Origin of the sequence: Mesorhizobium sp. M0894, assembly GCF_040319725.1 — a bacterium.
In the GTDB taxonomy this organism is placed as follows: domain Bacteria; phylum Pseudomonadota; class Alphaproteobacteria; order Rhizobiales; family Rhizobiaceae; genus Mesorhizobium.
Map to the genome: position 1 here is coordinate 136,975 of NZ_JAMYOG010000003.1, position 16,164 is coordinate 153,138.

General features: G+C 63.0%; 14 protein-coding genes. 5 read left to right on the forward strand and 9 right to left on the reverse strand.

Annotation, left to right across the window (positions count from 1 at the left end):
- The first annotated feature begins 60 nt into the window (after positions 1-60).
- A complete protein-coding gene (locus NKH91_RS06965; protein ID WP_352494176.1) occupies positions 61-1,242 on the forward strand; it encodes an MFS transporter in 1,182 nt (393 codons plus the stop codon).
- On the opposite strand, the gene NKH91_RS06970 is transcribed toward NKH91_RS06965, so the two are convergent.
- Entirely contained in the window at positions 1,200-2,111 is a 912-nt protein-coding gene (locus NKH91_RS06970; RefSeq protein WP_352847149.1) for a LysR family transcriptional regulator, read from the reverse strand. The two genes, NKH91_RS06965 and NKH91_RS06970, sit on opposite strands and share 43 nt — an antisense overlap.
- 94 nt (positions 2,112-2,205) lie before the next feature.
- On the opposite strand from NKH91_RS06970, the gene NKH91_RS06975 reads away from it, so the two are divergent.
- A complete protein-coding gene (locus NKH91_RS06975; RefSeq protein WP_352847146.1) occupies positions 2,206-3,183 on the forward strand; it encodes an SDR family oxidoreductase in 978 nt (325 codons plus the stop codon).
- Between the two features lie 37 nt (positions 3,184-3,220).
- Here the strand turns inward: NKH91_RS06975 and NKH91_RS06980 are convergent, their stop codons facing one another.
- From NKH91_RS06980 to NKH91_RS07005, 6 genes are all read right to left on the reverse strand, one after another.
- Positions 3,221-3,379, reverse strand: a complete 159-nt coding sequence (locus NKH91_RS06980) for a DUF3309 family protein (RefSeq protein WP_023678456.1) — start codon at positions 3,377-3,379, stop codon at positions 3,221-3,223.
- A 99-nt stretch (positions 3,380-3,478) separates the two neighbouring features.
- Positions 3,479-6,655: an efflux RND transporter permease subunit gene (locus NKH91_RS06985; RefSeq protein WP_352847144.1), complete on the reverse strand. Its 3,177-nt coding sequence runs from the start codon at positions 6,653-6,655 to the stop codon at positions 3,479-3,481.
- Between the two features lie 2 nt (positions 6,656-6,657).
- Positions 6,658-7,869: an efflux RND transporter periplasmic adaptor subunit gene (locus NKH91_RS06990; protein ID WP_352847142.1), complete on the reverse strand. Its 1,212-nt coding sequence runs from the start codon at positions 7,867-7,869 to the stop codon at positions 6,658-6,660.
- Positions 7,870-8,246: 377 nt separating this feature from the next.
- The gene (locus tag NKH91_RS06995; RefSeq protein WP_023721007.1) at positions 8,247-9,377 is read right to left on the reverse strand and encodes a patatin-like phospholipase family protein; all 1,131 of its coding nucleotides are present in this window, start codon (positions 9,375-9,377) and stop codon (positions 8,247-8,249) included.
- A gap of 26 nt (positions 9,378-9,403) precedes the next feature.
- On the reverse strand, positions 9,404-10,186 hold the full coding sequence (locus NKH91_RS07000) for a 3-hydroxybutyrate dehydrogenase (protein WP_023721008.1): 783 nt from the start codon (positions 10,184-10,186) through the stop codon (positions 9,404-9,406).
- Positions 10,187-10,387: 201 nt separating this feature from the next.
- The gene (locus NKH91_RS07005; RefSeq protein WP_352788768.1) at positions 10,388-11,476 is read right to left on the reverse strand and encodes a citrate synthase/methylcitrate synthase; all 1,089 of its coding nucleotides are present in this window, start codon (positions 11,474-11,476) and stop codon (positions 10,388-10,390) included.
- A gap of 91 nt (positions 11,477-11,567) precedes the next feature.
- Between NKH91_RS07005 and NKH91_RS07010 the strand changes: the two genes are divergently transcribed.
- Positions 11,568-12,716 carry a citrate synthase gene (locus NKH91_RS07010; protein WP_023721010.1) on the forward strand — a complete coding sequence of 383 codons (1,149 nt, stop codon included), beginning with the start codon at positions 11,568-11,570 and terminating at the stop codon, positions 12,714-12,716.
- Between the two features lie 41 nt (positions 12,717-12,757).
- On the opposite strand, the gene NKH91_RS07015 is transcribed toward NKH91_RS07010, so the two are convergent.
- Positions 12,758-13,411, reverse strand: coding sequence for a TetR/AcrR family transcriptional regulator (locus NKH91_RS07015; RefSeq protein ID WP_352847139.1), 654 nt, complete (start codon positions 13,409-13,411; stop codon positions 12,758-12,760).
- Positions 13,412-13,512: 101 nt separating this feature from the next.
- Here NKH91_RS07015 and NKH91_RS07020 point away from each other — a divergent pair, with 101 nt between their 5' ends.
- Positions 13,513-13,959 carry a hypothetical protein gene (locus tag NKH91_RS07020; RefSeq protein WP_023721012.1) on the forward strand — a complete coding sequence of 149 codons (447 nt, stop codon included), beginning with the start codon at positions 13,513-13,515 and terminating at the stop codon, positions 13,957-13,959.
- A 127-nt stretch (positions 13,960-14,086) separates the two neighbouring features.
- On the opposite strand, the gene phaR is transcribed toward NKH91_RS07020, so the two are convergent.
- The gene (phaR, locus tag NKH91_RS07025) at positions 14,087-14,695 is read right to left on the reverse strand and encodes a polyhydroxyalkanoate synthesis repressor PhaR (RefSeq protein WP_023721013.1); all 609 of its coding nucleotides are present in this window, start codon (positions 14,693-14,695) and stop codon (positions 14,087-14,089) included.
- A 278-nt stretch (positions 14,696-14,973) separates the two neighbouring features.
- On the opposite strand from phaR, the gene NKH91_RS07030 reads away from it, so the two are divergent.
- Complete coding sequence (locus NKH91_RS07030) at positions 14,974-16,158, forward strand: acetyl-CoA C-acetyltransferase (protein ID WP_352480897.1); 1,185 nt, start codon at positions 14,974-14,976, stop codon at positions 16,156-16,158.
- The last annotated feature ends 6 nt before the right edge of the window (positions 16,159-16,164 follow it).

Below are 16,164 nucleotides of genomic sequence, written 5' to 3' on the forward strand. Positions count from 1 at the left end.
CTGTGAATTGAATCGATCTAATTTGCCGCGCAAAGCCATTTCCGGACCGGATTCTACCCGATGGACGCGCAGAAAATCACGCAAATCGCGATTCGTGGACGCTGGGCCGTGGCCGGCATCTTCCTCGCCAACGGCTTCCTGACCGGCAGCTGGGCGCCGCAGATCCCGGTGTTCCTGACCCGGCTGGACATCAGCAAATTCACGCTCGGCCTGCTGATCCTGTTGTTCGGCGCCGGCGCCGTCACCGCCATGACCTGGTGCGGCCATCTGATCTCGAAGCATGGCTCGCGCACCGTGCTGCGCTGGTTCGGACTTGCCGGCAGCTTCGGTCTTTTGATGGTGGCTCTGGCCCCCAATGTGCCCCTGGCGGCCATCGCCATGTTCATCTTCGGCGGTTCGATCGGCGGCATGGACGTCGCCATGAATGCCAATGCGGTGGCGGTGGAACGGCGGCTGTCCCGCGCCATCATGTCGTCCTCGCACGGTTTCTGGAGCCTTGGCGGTTTCGCAGGCGGCGCTTTGGGCGGTTTCGCCATCCAGAACTATGGTCATCTCGCGCATGCGACGATGGTGACGGCGCTTGCCTTTGCTGTCATCGCGGTAGCGATCCGCTACCTGATCGCCGAGGACAAGCATCCGGTCGCCGAGCATCACAAATTCGCCCTGCCGGCAAACCCGCTTGTCTATCTGGTCGGGCTGATGGCGCTGCTGACGATGATCTCCGAAGGCGCGGTGCTCGACTGGGCAGCGCTGTATCTCAGGCAGGAGCTCGGCGCCGATCTTGCTATCGCAGGCCTGGCCTATGCCGCCTTTTCCGGCGTCATGGCCGTCATGCGCTTTCTCGGCGATGGCGTCCGCAACCGTTTCGGTGCCGTTACGACGCTGCGCGCGTCGGCGCTTGCCGCTGCAGCCGGCATGCTGGTGGCCGGGCTGGCTCCCTCGCCGTGGCTGGCCATTGCCGCCTTTGCCTTTTGCGGCCTGGGTATTGCCAATATGGTGCCGATCATCTTTTCGGCCGGCGGCAACCAGGAGGGCATGGCGCCCGGCACCGGCATGAGCGTCGTCACCACAATGGGTTACTCAGGCATCCTGGTGGCGCCTTCGGCGATCGGCTTCATCGCCGAACACTCGAGCTTCGGCCCGATCTTCGTCGCTCTGTCCGGGTTGCTGATAGTCGTGCTGTTGATGGCCGGGCTCGCTCATCGCGCCGAATTTGCTGCCGAGCCTGCACCGGCTGAATAGCGCTTGAACTGTTCGTAGAGGAAATCCGCGACGCGGCGGATGCGGACGCTGGTACGCACGTCGCGGTGCATGGCCAGCCACACCGGCAGCGTCGGCAGCGGGAGCCCCGGCAGCACTGTCTCCAGCAGCGCATCGCGATCTGCCAGCGGCTCCTGGCCAAAGCCGATGCCGTTTCCCGCCCGCAGTGCCTCCCACAAAACTATGTGGTTGTCGGTCCTGAAGCGGAAGGCATTGCGGTTGAGCGGAACCCCGAATTGGGCAAAGCCGCGAATGATTTCATCGCTCCGGTCAAAGCCGACCAGATCGTGCTCGGCAAGATCGCGGGCCTCGCGCGGACGGCCACGCCGGTCGAGATAGGATTTTGCCGCGCAGGCGCGGAGCGGAATGTCGGTCACCTTGCGCGCGACCAGTTCATTCTGCGCCGGCTTGACCATGCGGATGGCAATGTCGGCGTCGCGACGCAGCAGATTCTCGACCTGGTTCGAAGCGACGATCTCAACCTCGATGCCGGGTTCCTCGACGGCGAGCCGCGCCGTCATCTCGGGTAGCACATAGGCCGCCACCACCTCGCTGGCGGCAATGCGCACCGTGCCCTCGATCGCTTCGACCGATCCCAGGGCCAGCAGCGAAAATGCGCTCGCCTGCTCGCTCACCGCGCGGCCCCGTTCAAAAAGCGTGCTGCCCGCTTCCGTGAGCGCATAGCCGCGCCGCCCGCGCCGGAACAAGGTGACGCCGAGCGCCTGCTCCAGCTCGGCGATGTGGCGGCCGAGTGTCGGCTGGCTTGCGGCAAGCTTTCGCGCGGCGGCCGACAGGCTCCCGGTCTCCGCCACCGTGACGAAACTCTTGATCAGGTTCCAGTCGATATCCATTCAAAATTGAATATCAGATCGCCAGCTTTAGTCAATTTCCATTCGTTAGCGAAGAGATCACATTGGCGTCGTAACGCAAACACGGAGACGAACAATGACCAAGATCGCAATTCTCGGCGCCAATGGCCGGCTCGGCCGCGCGGTGGCCAAGGCCTTCATCGATGCTGGCTACCACGTCCGCGCTGTCACCCGCAGCGGCAAGGTGCCGGCGGAGCTCAAAGGCGCCACGGCGATCGCCGGCGACGCGCTCGACCGTGCTGCGCTGATCCGCGCGACCGAAGGCGTCGATATCATTTTCAACGGCCTCAACCCGCTCTACACCGACTGGAGCAAATGCCTGCCGATGGCCGAGAATGTGATGGCTGCCTGCCGGGCGAATGGCGCACTGCATCTCTTCCCGGGCACCGTCTACAATTACGGCTCGCCGATGCCGGCGGTGATCGCCGAGGACACGCCGTTTCGTCCGACGACGGAAAAGGGCCGCATCCGCGTTGCCATGGAAGACCTGTTTCGCCGCGAGGCCGACGCGGGTCGGGTGCGCACCATCCTGCTGCGCGCCGGTGACTTCTTCGGCGGCACCGGCAGCGGATCGTGGTTCGATCTGGTCGTTGCCGCCAAGATGACCAAGGGCGTCTATACCGCCCCAGGGCCGGTCGATCTCGTGCATGAATGGGCCTATCTGCCCGACCTGGCCAAGGCTTTCGTCGGACTGGCCGACAATCTCGACAAGCTCGGCTCCTACGAGGCGCTGAACTTTCCCGGCCATGCGGTGACCGATCTGGAGATCAAGGCGGCCGCTGAGAAGGCGCTCGGGCGCACGTTGAAACTGACGTCGATGCCGTGGTGGGTGCTGCGTGCCGGCAGCCCATTTGTGGCGATGTGGCGCGAGATCGTTTCGATGTCCTATCTCCGCTTCGAGCCGCACCGGCTGGTTTCAGGCAGGCTTGAAGGCATTATCGGTGCGATCCCCCACACGCCGCTGGAAAATGCAGTGTCGGAAGCGCTTGAAGACATCGGTATCGCCACGGTGAAGGCAGCGCAGAAGCAATCTGAAAAAAGGCGGATGGCCTGACGGTCATCCGCCGCTTGTCGGGGACCAATGATTGCGGTCAGATCCGGCCCATCAACAGCAGCACCAGGACAACGATCAGGATGACGCCGACGATGCCGGATGGTCCGTAACCCCAGGACCGCGAATGCGGCCACGCCGGAACCGCGCCGATCAGGATAAGAATAAGGATAATGATGAGAATGGTGCTTATCGTCATCAGAAAATCCTCGCTTTGAGGTTGCAATGACGGAACAATGCAGAAGGCCGCCCATTGTTCCCGGGCGGCCTTTGCTTGATCAGAACGGCGATTCAGCCTCTATTCGGCGGCCTTCGGGAAGGCGATCGCCGGTTCGGCGCCCAGATCGGCCTCCAGGCCTTCCGACGAGATCTCGGCCTTGCCGCGCCCCAACAGGCGACTGAACCAGCCCCGACGCGCACCGGGTTTTACCTTGGCGCGGGTGAACACCATCAGCATTGACGGCGTCACCACCAGCGTCAGCACGGTGGCGAAGGACAGGCCGAAGACGATCGCCGACGACAGCGAAATCCACCATTGCGTCGACGGCGCGTTGATCGTCGTCTCGTGATGGAAGATTTCGAGGCCGAGGCCGAAAGCGATCGGCAGCACGCCGAGGATCGCCGACACTGCCGTCAGCACCACCGGGCGGGCACGTTCGCGGCAGGTCTGCAGAACGGCTTCGTATTTGTCCCAGCCCTCTTCGCGCAACCGGTCGTAGGTGTCGATCAGCACGATGTTGTTGTTCACCACCACGCCGGCCAGCGCGATGACACCGATGCCCGACATGACGATGCCGAATGCCTCTCCCGTCAGCAGCAGCCCTAGGAACACGCCGATCGTCGCCATGACCACGCAGGACAGCACCAGCCAGACGCTGGTGAACTTGTTGAACTGCGCCAGAAGCACGATGAAGATCAGGAAGATCGCGGCACCGAAGGCTTTGCTGAGGAAGGCCCCGGCCTCCGCGCTGTCCTCATTGGAACCGGCAAGCTTCCAGCGAATGCCGCTGCCGAGGTTCATGTCGGCGACAGCTTTGGTGACCTCCTGCTGGACGGCAGCCACCTGGGCGCCGGCAGCGACGTTGGCCTGGACGACCACCGTTCGCGCGCCGTCGATGCGATTGAGGATACCGACCGTCGGCTCCGGCTTGCGTACGACGAAGTTCGAGATCGGCACCGAGCCTTGCGCGGTCTGAACCCTGAGTTCGTCGAGCGTCGACAGCGTGCGCCGATCCTCGGGCAGGCGCAGTCTGATGTCGACTGCATCGTCGGCGCCGGCGGGGCGGTACTCGCTGAGCTTCAGCCCGTTGGTCACCAGTTGCACCACCGTTCCGACCGCGGTCGGGCTGATGCCGTACTGCGCCGCCTTGGCGCGATCGACCTCGAGCGCCCAATCGACCCCGGGCGGCGCCAGGCCATCGGAAATATCGATGACGCCGGGCACCTTGGCAATGCGCGCGGCGACGGCGCGGGCCTTATCGTCAAGACCCTTCGGATCGACGGCCGAAAGCCTGATCTGGATCGGCTTGCCGGTAGGCGGGCCGGCTTCCGGCACGCGAACCTCGACGTCGACACCGGGAATGCCGGCCATCACGCCGCGCAACTCGTCCAGGATTGAGTTCGCCGATTTGCGCTCGCGCCAGTCGACGAATTCGTACTGGATCACGCCGACCACGTCTTCCGGAACGTCCTGGCCGCCGCCCTGCGTCTTGCCGACACGGGTATAGACAGACTTCACGCCCGGCCAGCCGAGCAGCCGATTTTCCGCCGTCTTGGTGGCCGCGTCCATTTCGGCAAGCGAAAGATTGCCGCGGGCGTGGACATAGAGCAGGCCGTAGTCAGGCTCGACATTCGGGAAGAATTCGACGCCGGCGCCGAATTTCGAATAGGCGTAGCCCACGCCAAACAACAGCGCGACGGTAAGGACAAGCACGGTGATGGGATAATGCACCGCCTGCTTGACCACGGCCATGTACCAGCCGTCGCGATTGTCGTCGGGGTGATGAGCCGGCGCCTTGGCAAATATGGCGCCCAGCGTCGGCGCGAAGACCAGCGCATAGAGCATCGAGGCCGAGAGCGTCACGATCAACGTGATCGGCATGTATTTCATGAAATCGCCGATGATGCCCGGCCAGAACAACAGCGGCGAGAAGGCGGCAATGCGCGTCATCGTCGCGGCGATGACCGGGCCGGCCATGCGCTTGGCCGCAAGCGCGAACGCCTGTTCCTTCGGCATGCCCTCGCTCATGCGTCGCTCGGCGAATTCGGTGACGATGATGGCATCGTCGACCAGCATGCCGACCGCCAGGATGAGGCTGAACAGCACGATCATGTTGATCGTGTAGCCCATCATCGCCAGCAACAGGATGCCGATCAGGAAGGATGAGGGGATGGCCAATCCGATCAGTAGCGAGGCACGGCCAGACAGCGCGTAGAGAATGACGATGAACACCAGGATGACGGCGATCATCACGTGGTTCTGAAGGTCGCCGAGCAACTGGTTCACGAAGACGGACTTGTCTTGCGTGTAGGTGACGTGCATGCCCTCCGGCATCGTCTTGATGAAGGCGTCGGACACCTCCCTGACCTTGCCAATCGTATCGATCAGGTTGGAGCCGATGCGCTTCTTCACCTCGATGGCAATCGCCGGCTTGCCGTCCAGGCGGGTAACCGTCTCGGCGTCCTTGAAGGTCGAGCGGATGGTGGCGATATCCTTGGCCTGCACCACCGCGTTGGGGCCGGCGACGACCGGAAGCGCCGCCACATCTTCTGGTGTCTCGATAAGCGAGGGCACCTTGACTGCGTATTTGCCCTCGGATCCTTCGATGTTGCCGGCGGCGACAAGACTGTTGGAAGCGCCGACCGCACCGATCAACTGGTCGAGCTGCAGCCCGTAGGACGAAAGTTTCATCGGATCGATGACCACTTCGACGAGGTCGTCGCGCGCACCCTGCAATGAGCCCTCGAGCACGCCAGGCACTTCCTCGATGCGGTCGCGCAACTCGCGCGCCGCCGCCGTCAGCACGCGCTCGGGCACCTCGCCCGACAGCGTCACGACCAGGACGGGGAACTCGGAGATGTTGACCTCGGAGACCACGGGCTCCTCAGCCGCTTGCGGCAGGTCGGCCTTGCCGTCCTGCACCTTGCTGCGCGTGTCCTGCAGCGCGGTGGCGAGATCCGTCTGTGGTTGGAATTCGACCAGCACATAACCGCCGCCCTGGAAGGCGGCCGAGCGCATCTCCTTGAGGCCCTTCAGGCTCTTCAGCTTGGCTTCCATCGGCCGCAGCAGGAGGCGTTCGGAGTCTTCCGGCGAGATTCCCTGGTAGATCAGGCTGACATACATCATCGGAATCGGAACGTCGGGTTCCGCTTCCTTCGGCGTCGACTGGTAGGCGACCGCACCGGCAAGGATGAGAAAGACCAGGACCGCAATGGTCAGCCGGGCATTGCTGATTGCAAGTTTGACGATGTCCATGATTACTGCGTCCCGGTCGTCGCTTCGCCCAACAGCTTTTGAATGGTCGCCTGGTCGGCCTCGACCGGCTTGACCACTTCGCCTTCCTTCACCAGCTCCTGGCCAGCGACGATGATGCGGGCGTCGGCCGGAATGCCGCCGAGCACCAGGCCGGTCGGCGTGTCGTCGACCAGGTCGATCGGGAAGAACACGACCTTGTCATCCTTGTCGACGGCGCGGATGCCGAGGTCGCCCTTGTCGCCGAGCGTCACCACCGATCGCGGCAGCATCACGGCGTCGGTCGGCTGGGCGCTGAGCGCAATTTCTGCCGTCATGCCGGCCGGTACGGACCCATCAGCATTGGGGATAGCGACTTCAACCCGGAAGGTACGGGTTGCCGAAGATGCATCCCGGCTGATGTAGCGCACCGTACCCTTGACGATCTGGCCACTGACCAGGCGCACGTTGGCTTCGTCACCGATCTTCAGATAGCCGAGATCGCGTTCGCTGACTTCGCCGCGGGCGATCACCGGATCGAGCTTCAGAATGGTCGCCACCTCGCCGCCCTGCATGACGGAACTGCCAAGCTCCACCGGCACCCGGTCGATGACACCGTCGAAGGGCGCCTTCACCTCGTTGCGGTCGAGTTCGGCTTGCGCGGCGTCCAGTTGCGACTTGGCCAGCGACAGGTTGGAGCGGGCCGTATCGAGCTGCAGCGTCGGCAGATTGCCGGTTTTCATCAACCGCAGGGCCGCAGCCAGCTCGGCCTCACGTTGCACGACAAGCTGCTTGGCGTTGTCGACCGCCGAGATTTTTTCCTCGGCGGCAAGCATCAGGATCAGGTCGCCGGTCTTGACGTGCTGACCCTGCTTGACCGGCAGCTTGTCGATGACGCCGGCGACGCGTGTCGCCAGGACCGCGCGCTTGTCGGCTTCGGTCAGTCCGGAAATGCGGATAGCGCGCGCATAGATGCGCCGCGGCGGGGTTATGATCGCGACCGTCCGCAAGGCCGCTTTGGGCTGTTCTGCCTCGGCAGTCCCCGGCTTGGCAGCCCCCTGTTCGCCAGTTTGGGGCTTGCCTGAGTCGGCGGCCTTGGGCTGCTCGACCTCTCCTGCCTTGGGCTTGTTGTCGGCGGACGCGCTGCCGACGGACGAGAATTCGCCTGTCGCCATCCAGCCGGCGAACCCGATGAGCACAACAATGGCTGCAAGCTTGTGAAACCTGAATTTCGGCATCGTCATTTTTTCCAGTGCGCGGGGTTCGGCCAGGCCGCATCTTCTACTTGGGGCGCGTCGCCGATATGGGTGCGCGCGAGGCCGTATTCAAATTGCCGTGATCGGCGAAGCGCGCTTCTACCTTAAAGTTGCGTCGCAATATAGTCAGAAAAGTTGATGGATTGTTGCTTTGTCCGCAAAGATGCGGCTGCAGCATCGGCTGTTGATCGCCAAAACAGCGGTATGGCAGCAAGTGTCAGGATGATTGGACAGATTGCGATGTCATCTGCTTTGCGGGGGAGCCAGAACAATTCCAGAAAAAGTGTGAAACGGTTTTCCGTCCGGAATTGCGCCAAAAAAGATAGAGCGGTTCGGCGTTTCCGAAAGGATGAATCGTTCTAGGCCGGACGGCGGGCGGCCTCGGGCTGCTTGCGCGCCGCAAGAAACTCCTTGACCCGCCGGCCCGGCGCCGGCCCGCGCACCGGCTTCAAGCCGTCGTCGAGCTCGCCGGACAGATCGATCGTCGGCCGCTTGCCGACGGCGTCGTAATTTTCTTCCAGCCAGTCACTGGCTGCGGTGCGGCCGAGGTCGCGCAGATAGGCAAGGAACGCCCATTCGGCATTGACCTTGGACGATGCCGATAGATCCTTGAACGCCTCGTCGGCATCGATGCGGTGCATGCGGATGTCGCGATATTCGCCGTGCGGCAATCGGCCGGCGGCGATCAGTTCCTTGACGAAGGCGATCGAGCGGAATTCGCGCAACAGCCCGGCATTGAAGGTGATCTCGTCGATGCGGTTCTGGATCTCATTGGCGCTCTTCGGCGTCCCCTCGCGGACCACCGGATTGATCTGCACCAAAAGCACGTCCTCGGTGGCCGCTGTCTTGAAGAACGGGAACAGTGCCGGGTTGCCGCCATAACCGCCATCCCAATAGGGCACGCCCTTGATCTCGACGGCACGGAACAATTGCGGCAAGCAGGCCGACGCCATCACCGTGTCGAGGTCGATCTCGCCGTCCGAGAAGACACGCAACTGGCCGGTCTCGACATTGGTCGCGGAAATGAACAGTTCCATCGACTTGCAGGCGCGCACATTGTCGAAATCGATCTCACGTTCGACCACGTCGCGCAGCGGATTGATGGCGAGCGGATTTGCGACATAGGGCGAAAATACCCGCGACATCGTGTCGAACAGGAAATAGCCGGGCGTGTTCTCGATCGACCAATTGCCCCAGGCGACGTCCCAAGGCATGCGCTGCACTGGGCTGAAGCGGCCCTTTGCCGCCACCGCACGCCAGAAATCATCGAGCTTCCGCCGCGCGCCCTCGACGCCGCCGCGGACAAAGCCGTCGGCCAGCGCGACGGCATTCATGGCGCCGGCGCTGGTGCCCGAAACCGCCGTTATATCGAGGCGCCCGTCCTCGAGCAGCCGATCGAGCACGCCCCAGGAAAACGCCCCGTGCGAACCCCCGCCTTGCAGCGCGATGTTGATCTTCTTTGGCTCCTCCGCCTTGCCGTTTTTCGGCATGGCGTGACCCTTGACCGCTGGACGGCTCACTGAGCGGTCCAGCCGCCATCGACAGAGATGTGCGTGCCGTTGATCTGCGCTGCCGCATCCGAGCACAGGAACACTGCCGCCGCCGCAACCTGCTCAACGGTGACGAACTCCTTGGTCGGCTGCTTTTCGAGCATGACCTCGCGGACCACAGTCTCGCGGTCCATCTTGTTGGCCTTCATCTGGTCGGGGATCTGCGCCTCGACCAGCGGCGTCAGCACATAGCCGGGACAAATGGCATTGCAGGTGATCTTGTCGCGCGCCAGTTCCAGGGCGACCGTCTTGGTCAGGCCCATAATGCCGTGCTTGGCCGAGACATAGGCCGACTTGAACGGCGAGGCCACCAGCCCATGGGCCGAGGCGACGTTGACGATCCGGCCGCCACCGGCCTGTTTCATCAACGGGATGGCGGCGGCGATGGTGTGGAAGGCCGATGACAGGTTGATGGCGATGATCGCATCCCACTTCTCGATCGGGAAGCTTTCCACCGGCGCGACATGCTGGATGCCGGCATTGTTGACCAGGATGTCGACCGAGCCGAATGTCTCGGCTGCCTTCATGACCAGAGCCCGGCACTCGGCCGGCTTCGACATGTCAGCCTTGACATAGGCGGTCTGGACCTTGTGGTGTTTCGCAATTGCGTCGGCGATGGCGTGGTCGTCGGCGGTGTCGGAAAAGGAATTGACGACGATGTTGCAGCCTTCGGCCGCGAGCGCGTGGGCAATGGCCAGGCCGATGCCCGAGGTGGAACCGGTGACGATGGCGGTTTTTCTGGCGGTCAAGGCGGCTTATTCCTTTCGAGGCGGGCTCCCGCGGAACCATGCTGCACTGCAGCATATAGGCTCTCTGCCACCCAAGAACAGCGGATGTGTGGAGCAATGACATGAAATTTTTGTCATGAGGACCTCTCTCACCTTGACGAGAGAGTGTCTGGCACCGGCTGTAGCGGGGCCGGTTTCCGCAAAGCATGCGGGGGAAAATCCTTAGGCGACGAGGTCCGGCACCGGCCCGATATAGCGCGACTGCGGCCGGATCAGCCGTCCGCTCGTCTGCTGCTCGCGGGCGTGGGCGATCCAGCCGGCGACGCGCCCGGCAGCAAAGACATTGGTGAACGCCTCTTTCGGAAAGCCCGCGGCCTCCAGCAGAAGTGCTGTGAAGAACTCGACATTGGTCTGGAGCGAGCGCGACGGCTTGGCGATGCGAAGCACTTCAAGCGCCGCTTGCTCCACGCTTTCGGCAAACGCCAGCCGGTGGCCGGCTTCGCCCTCGGCGCCGAGTTGCCGCACCACCGCTTTCAGCACGTCGGCACGCGGATCGCGCACACGGTAGATGCGATGCCCGAAGCCCATGATGCGGCGGCCGCGCGCGATCTCGTCGCGCAGCCAGATGGCGGCGTCGCCATGCGCCTCTATCGCATCCAGCATCTCGATCACCGGACCTGGCGCGCCGCCATGCAGCGGCCCCTTGAGCGCTCCGAGTCCGGCCAGCACCGCCGAAGTAAGCCCCGCCTGCGTCGAGGCGACCACGCGCGTGGCGAAGGTCGATGCGTTGAGGCCATGGTCGCAAACCGTCACAAGATAGGTATCGAGCGCTTTCGCCAACTTCGGCGAGGCCGCCATGCCGGTCAGCATCCGCAGCATGTCGGCGGCATGATCGGCCTTGCGATCAGGCGCAATTGGGCTTTCGCCGCGCTGCAAGCGCAGCAAGGCCGGCGTCAGCACGGCAGGTGCCGCAACCAGCCTGAGCGCGTCCGGCAATTTGTCGCCGTCCGGCAGTAGGGCAATGCCGGCGCGCATCGCGCTGTAAATATCGAGGGATGCGAGAAACGGCAGCAAGGGTTCGATCCGCTCGAACACTTCACTGCGCGCCCGGCCGATCGCTTTCGCCAGCTCCTTTTCGCCGGGAAGATCGTCGAAAGAGCCGTCGAACAGCAGCCGAACCACGTCGGCGTATTTCCAGCGGCCTGCCAGTTCCGGCAACGAATGGCCCCGGATGGTCAGGCGGCCGCCAAGACCGTCGACATCGGAGAGCACCGTTTCTGCCGCCACCACATCATCGAGCCCATTCGCCATTGGTTTTCTCCTTGACCCTTTCCGGGTCGTAGATAAGGGTTGGCGGCTGGACCATCAATCTTGATCAACCGAATCAACGTTCCAGGTTTACATGACTGAGTGGCTGACGCGGGACGAAGCCCTGGAGCGCCTCAAGGTGCGCGCCCAGACGCTCTATGCCTATGTCAGCCGCGGACGCATCGGCATGCGGCCGGATCGGGCCGACCCACGCCGCAGCCAGTATCGCGCCGACGACATCGCGGCGCTGGCGAGCCGCCGGGCGCGCGGCCGAAATCCCCAGGCAATCGCCGAAAGTGCAATTGCCTGGGGTGAGCCGGCGATCGCCACCACGATCTCGACCGTTTTGCACGGCCGCCTCGTCTATCGTGGCCAGGATGCGGTTGCACTCTGCGAGACTGCCACGCTGGAGCAGACGGCAAACCTGCTTTGGGCATCTGACGCACCAGTGTCGTTCGTGTCGGCGAGCCGCCATGGCAACGGCGCAACTGGCCGGCCGGCTGCCTTCGCGGAATTGGCCGCGTTGGCGGCCAAGGGCCGGCCTTCGCTCGGCCGCAGGGCGGCTTCGCTCAACCACGATGCGGCCGGCGCCATCGCCGCTCTGGCCCAGGCGCTCGGCGCGGTTCGCGGAATCGGTGCCGTGCACGAACGACTGGCGCAGGGCTGGTCCCTCGATGCAGCCGGCGCAGACTTGATCCGCCGCTCGCTGGTGCTGTTGGCCGATCACGAACTGAACGCATCGACCTTCGCCGCGCGGGTCGCCGCGTCCACCGGTGCACCTGTTTCGGCCTGCCTGCTTGCTGGCCTCGCCACGCTCTCCGGTCCGCGCCATGGCGGCGCCGCGGAGGCGGTCATGATGCTGGCGGAGGATGCGCAGAGATTGGGGCCGGATGCGGCTGTCGGACGCTGGCTCGGTCACGACAGGCCACTGCCCGGATTTGGCCATCCGCTTTATCCCGACGGCGATCCGCGTGCGGAACCGTTGCTGGCCGCGATCGATGTCGATGATGGGCTGTTACGGCTTTGCGATGCGGCCTTTGCGGCAACGGGCATGCGCCCGAACGTCGATTTCGCCTTGGCCGCGCTGACGCGCAGCCTCCGTTTGCCGTCCGATGCGCCGTTTCGCTTGTTTGCGCTCGGCCGCAGCATCGGCTGGGCCGCGCATGCCGTGGAGCAGGTGACAAGCAGCGGCCTGATCAGACCACGCGCCCGCTACCAGGGACCGCTGCCGGAGTTCCATTAGCTGGCGACGCAATCGCGGGCCCTTTTTTGGGTGCTGGCGGATTAAGCTTTAGATGGAATGGTCATCCGGCTCTTGAAAAGTCGGAGAGCCCGCTGCGCGGCCAGGGCTGGCGGCTCGGACGGATGCCATTCCCGGAAATGACCATCGATCGCCATGCGTGCCAACCCATAAACGAGTGCACGCGCGGCAAGCACAAGATGATCAAAGTCGGTGCCGGGAGCAAGCCGACCCTGTTGTTGCGCTTGCGTCAGCAAGTCGATCATCGTCCGCCGAATAGCCTCATTCTGATCACGAAGGCTGTCCGACCCTTCAAAATCAATCAGGGTTCGGGAACTGATGATCTGGAAATGCGTGGGGTTGCTAATTGCCCATTCCAGATAGCCTTGTCCGATTGCTTCGAAGGCCTCAATGGGATCTGCGCTGTCGATTTTCGACCGCGCCTTGGCAACGGCCTTTGTCAGCCGATCCATGGCCTGTTCGGCGACCGCGGTGAGCAGCGCTGTTTTCGATCGAAAATGCCGGAATGGCGCGCCGGGCGAAACGCCGGCACGTTTTGCGGCCTCGCGTACGGACACATGCTCGGCTCCCCGCTCCTCGATGATCTCCACGGTTGCCGTGATCAAGGCCTCGACGAGATTGCCGTGATGGTATCGCTTGGCATCTCCGGCTTCGTCGGAATCAGTTGTCTTGGTCATCTCAGTCAAATAGCACGAGAGCGGAATGTAATCACTGATTATTTCCCTTGTGTTCGAGCGCTGCGTATGTAATCAATGTTTACATTGCAACGGAGGTTACCATGTTTCGCATCACCGCAACGACTGCCCTCGCTTTCTCCTTATTGTCGCTCGTATCTGCCGAGGCCGAGGATCGGCCCACCCTGGAAGTCGTCTGGCCGACGGCAGGTTCAGTTGTCGAACTGGGCAATTCTCCTGAGAAGGCGATAGGCGTTGTCGTCAGGAGCAACTTCAGGCTGCTCACTGCGGGTGAGTGCGGGGAAATCAAGCAATGCGGCCACGTGCATATGAAGATCGATCCCAACGGAGACACCTGCAACATCCCCGGCAAGCCGTACAACAGCATGAACAGCGACTTTGGCGGTGATCTTATCAAGGCCCGTTTCGGCCATTGCCCGGATGCCGCCGGCAGACACGTGATCGGCGTGCTTCTTGCCGATGATCATCACCGGCCCATTCTAGTAGACGGCAAACCTGTTACCGCTCTGGTGACGGTGACCACGAAATAGGGCATGCCACGAAATAGAGCGTGCCACAAAATAGAGCGTGGATGACATCTTCACCTTCGAGGCGAAGATGTTTTCTGACACAGGCCTGCTGAGGGAAATTTTGGGCCGGCGCTTCGCCGGCCGGCAGTCACGACATCGTGTCGAGCTTGCGCTGCATCGCGGCGATCTGCTCCTTCAGCTCCTGAAGGTCGTCCGGTTTTTCCGGTGTTTCTTTCCTGGCCTGTTCGGCCGGTGCTGCTGCCGGCGCAGACCCCGCAGGCGGGAACGGCGTGAACAGCCGCATGGCGTTCTGGAACATTTCCATGTTACGCCGAGTCTGCTCCTCCAGCACCTTGATCGGCGTCGCGATCTTCATCATGTCCATCGGCGACTTGCCGAGGGCATCTTTCATCTGCTCGCGAAAGCGTTCCTGCTCCTTCGAGAAGGCCAGCATCGACTGTTCGAGAAAGCTTGGCACGATCATCTGCATCTGGTCGCCGTAGTAGGCGATGAGCTGACGCAGGAACGGGATCGGCAGCATGTTCTGCCCGTCCTTGTTCTCCAGCTCGAAGATGATCTGGGTCAGCACCGGATGCGTGATGTCGTCGCCGGTCTTGGCGTCCTGGACAGTAAAGTCCTCGCCTTTTTTGACCATTTCTGCGAGATCCTCGAGCGTCACATAGGTGCTGGTGCCCGTATTGTAGAGACGGCGATTGGCATATTTCTTGATAACAATAGGTTCGTCTTTCGCGGCCATCTGCATCCTCCCCGGACACCGGCCAGCTTAAGTAAGCCGCCGGTAACGATTGCGCCTTGTTAAAGGATATGCGCAAAAGCGTCATGAATCCAAGCTGTTTGTGCAGTGCGGGAACATTTTATGCTGCGCAGCACGGATGGGCCGTCATCGCAGCGACGCGCGGCCTGCTTGCCGCGGAGGAACGCCATGCCCATTTCGGGTTTGACTCGGGTTGTGGAAAGGGCAAGAAAAGTCCCCGACGGCACCCGAAATCGCTCCCCGAAAGTCTGGAGAAGAACATGTCCGCTTCCAACGCCATCGTTGTCGCCAGTGCGGCGCGCACGCCTGTCGGCTCCTTCAACGGCGCCTTCGCCAACACGCCAGCTCATGAACTGGGTGCCGTCGCCGTCAGGGAAGCGCTTGCCCGCGCCGGCGTCGACGGCAAGGAGGTGGACGAGGTCATTCTCGGCCAGATCCTGACCGCGGCTCAAGGGCAGAACCCGGCGCGGCAGGCGGCCATGGCCGCCGGCGTGCCGCAGGAGGCGACCTCCTGGGGCCTGAACCAGCTCTGCGGCTCCGGCCTGCGCGCCATCGCGCTCGGCATGCAGCAGATCGCCCAGGGCGATGCAAAAATCATCGTTGCCGGCGGCCAGGAATCGATGTCGATGGCTCCGCATGCGCAGCATCTGCGCGGTGGCGTCAAGATGGGCGATTTCAAGCTGATCGACACCATGATCAAGGACGGCCTGACCGATGCCTTCTATGGTTATCATATGGGCAACACGGCGGAGAACGTCGCCCGCCAGTTCCAAATCACCCGCGACGACCAGGACCAGTTCGCACTGGCTTCCCAGAACAAGGCCGAGGCTGCGCAGAAAGGCGGAAAATTCAACGACGAGATCGTTGCCTTCACAGTCAAGGGCAGGAAGGGCGACACGATAGTCGACCAGGACGAGTACATCCGCCATGGCGCGACGATCGACGCCATGACCAAGCTCAAGCCCGCCTTCGACAAAGACGGCACGGTGACAGCAGCCAATGCTTCCGGCATCAATGACGGCGCCGCCGCCGTGGTGCTGATGACCGAAGCGGAAGCCGCAAGGCGCGGCATCACGCCGCTGGTGCGTATCGTTTCCTGGGCGACCGCCGGCGTTGACCCGCAGATCATGGGGACGGGACCGATCCCCTCCTCGCGCAAGGCGCTGGCCAAGGCCGGCTGGTCGGTCGGCGACCTCGATCTGGTCGAAGCCAACGAGGCCTTCGCCGCGCAGGCCTGCGCCGTCAACAAGGACATGGGCTGGGACCCGTCCATCGTCAACGTCAATGGCGGGGCCATCGCCATCGGCCATCCGGTCGGCGCCTCGGGCGCCCGCATCTTCAACACGCTGGTCTACGAAATGCGTCGCAGAAGTGCCAAGAAAGGTCTTGCCACGCTGTGCATCGGCGGCGGCATGGGCGTTGCCATGTGCGTGGAAGCATTGTGATGAGAT

Excerpts from the sequence above, each read along its gene's own strand:
- NKH91_RS06965 (WP_352494176.1), top strand. The coding sequence starts at position 61 with ATGGACGCGCAGAAAATCACGCAAATCGCGATTCGTGGACGCTGGGCC.
- NKH91_RS06970 (WP_352847149.1), bottom strand. The coding sequence starts at position 2,111 with ATGGATATCGACTGGAACCTGATCAAGAGTTTCGTCACGGTGGCGGAG.
- NKH91_RS06975 (WP_352847146.1), top strand. The coding sequence starts at position 2,206 with ATGACCAAGATCGCAATTCTCGGCGCCAATGGCCGGCTCGGCCGCGCG.
- NKH91_RS06980 (WP_023678456.1), bottom strand. The coding sequence starts at position 3,379 with ATGACGATAAGCACCATTCTCATCATTATCCTTATTCTTATCCTGATC.
- NKH91_RS06985 (WP_352847144.1), bottom strand. The coding sequence starts at position 6,655 with ATGGACATCGTCAAACTTGCAATCAGCAATGCCCGGCTGACCATTGCG.
- NKH91_RS06990 (WP_352847142.1), bottom strand. The coding sequence starts at position 7,869 with ATGCCGAAATTCAGGTTTCACAAGCTTGCAGCCATTGTTGTGCTCATC.
- NKH91_RS06995 (WP_023721007.1), bottom strand. The coding sequence starts at position 9,377 with ATGCCGAAAAACGGCAAGGCGGAGGAGCCAAAGAAGATCAACATCGCG.
- NKH91_RS07005 (WP_352788768.1), bottom strand. The coding sequence starts at position 11,476 with ATGGCGAATGGGCTCGATGATGTGGTGGCGGCAGAAACGGTGCTCTCC.
- NKH91_RS07010 (WP_023721010.1), top strand. The coding sequence starts at position 11,568 with ATGACTGAGTGGCTGACGCGGGACGAAGCCCTGGAGCGCCTCAAGGTG.
- NKH91_RS07015 (WP_352847139.1), bottom strand. The coding sequence starts at position 13,411 with ATGACCAAGACAACTGATTCCGACGAAGCCGGAGATGCCAAGCGATAC.
- NKH91_RS07020 (WP_023721012.1), top strand. The coding sequence starts at position 13,513 with ATGTTTCGCATCACCGCAACGACTGCCCTCGCTTTCTCCTTATTGTCG.
- phaR (WP_023721013.1), bottom strand. The coding sequence starts at position 14,695 with ATGGCCGCGAAAGACGAACCTATTGTTATCAAGAAATATGCCAATCGC.
- NKH91_RS07030 (WP_352480897.1), top strand. The coding sequence starts at position 14,974 with ATGTCCGCTTCCAACGCCATCGTTGTCGCCAGTGCGGCGCGCACGCCT.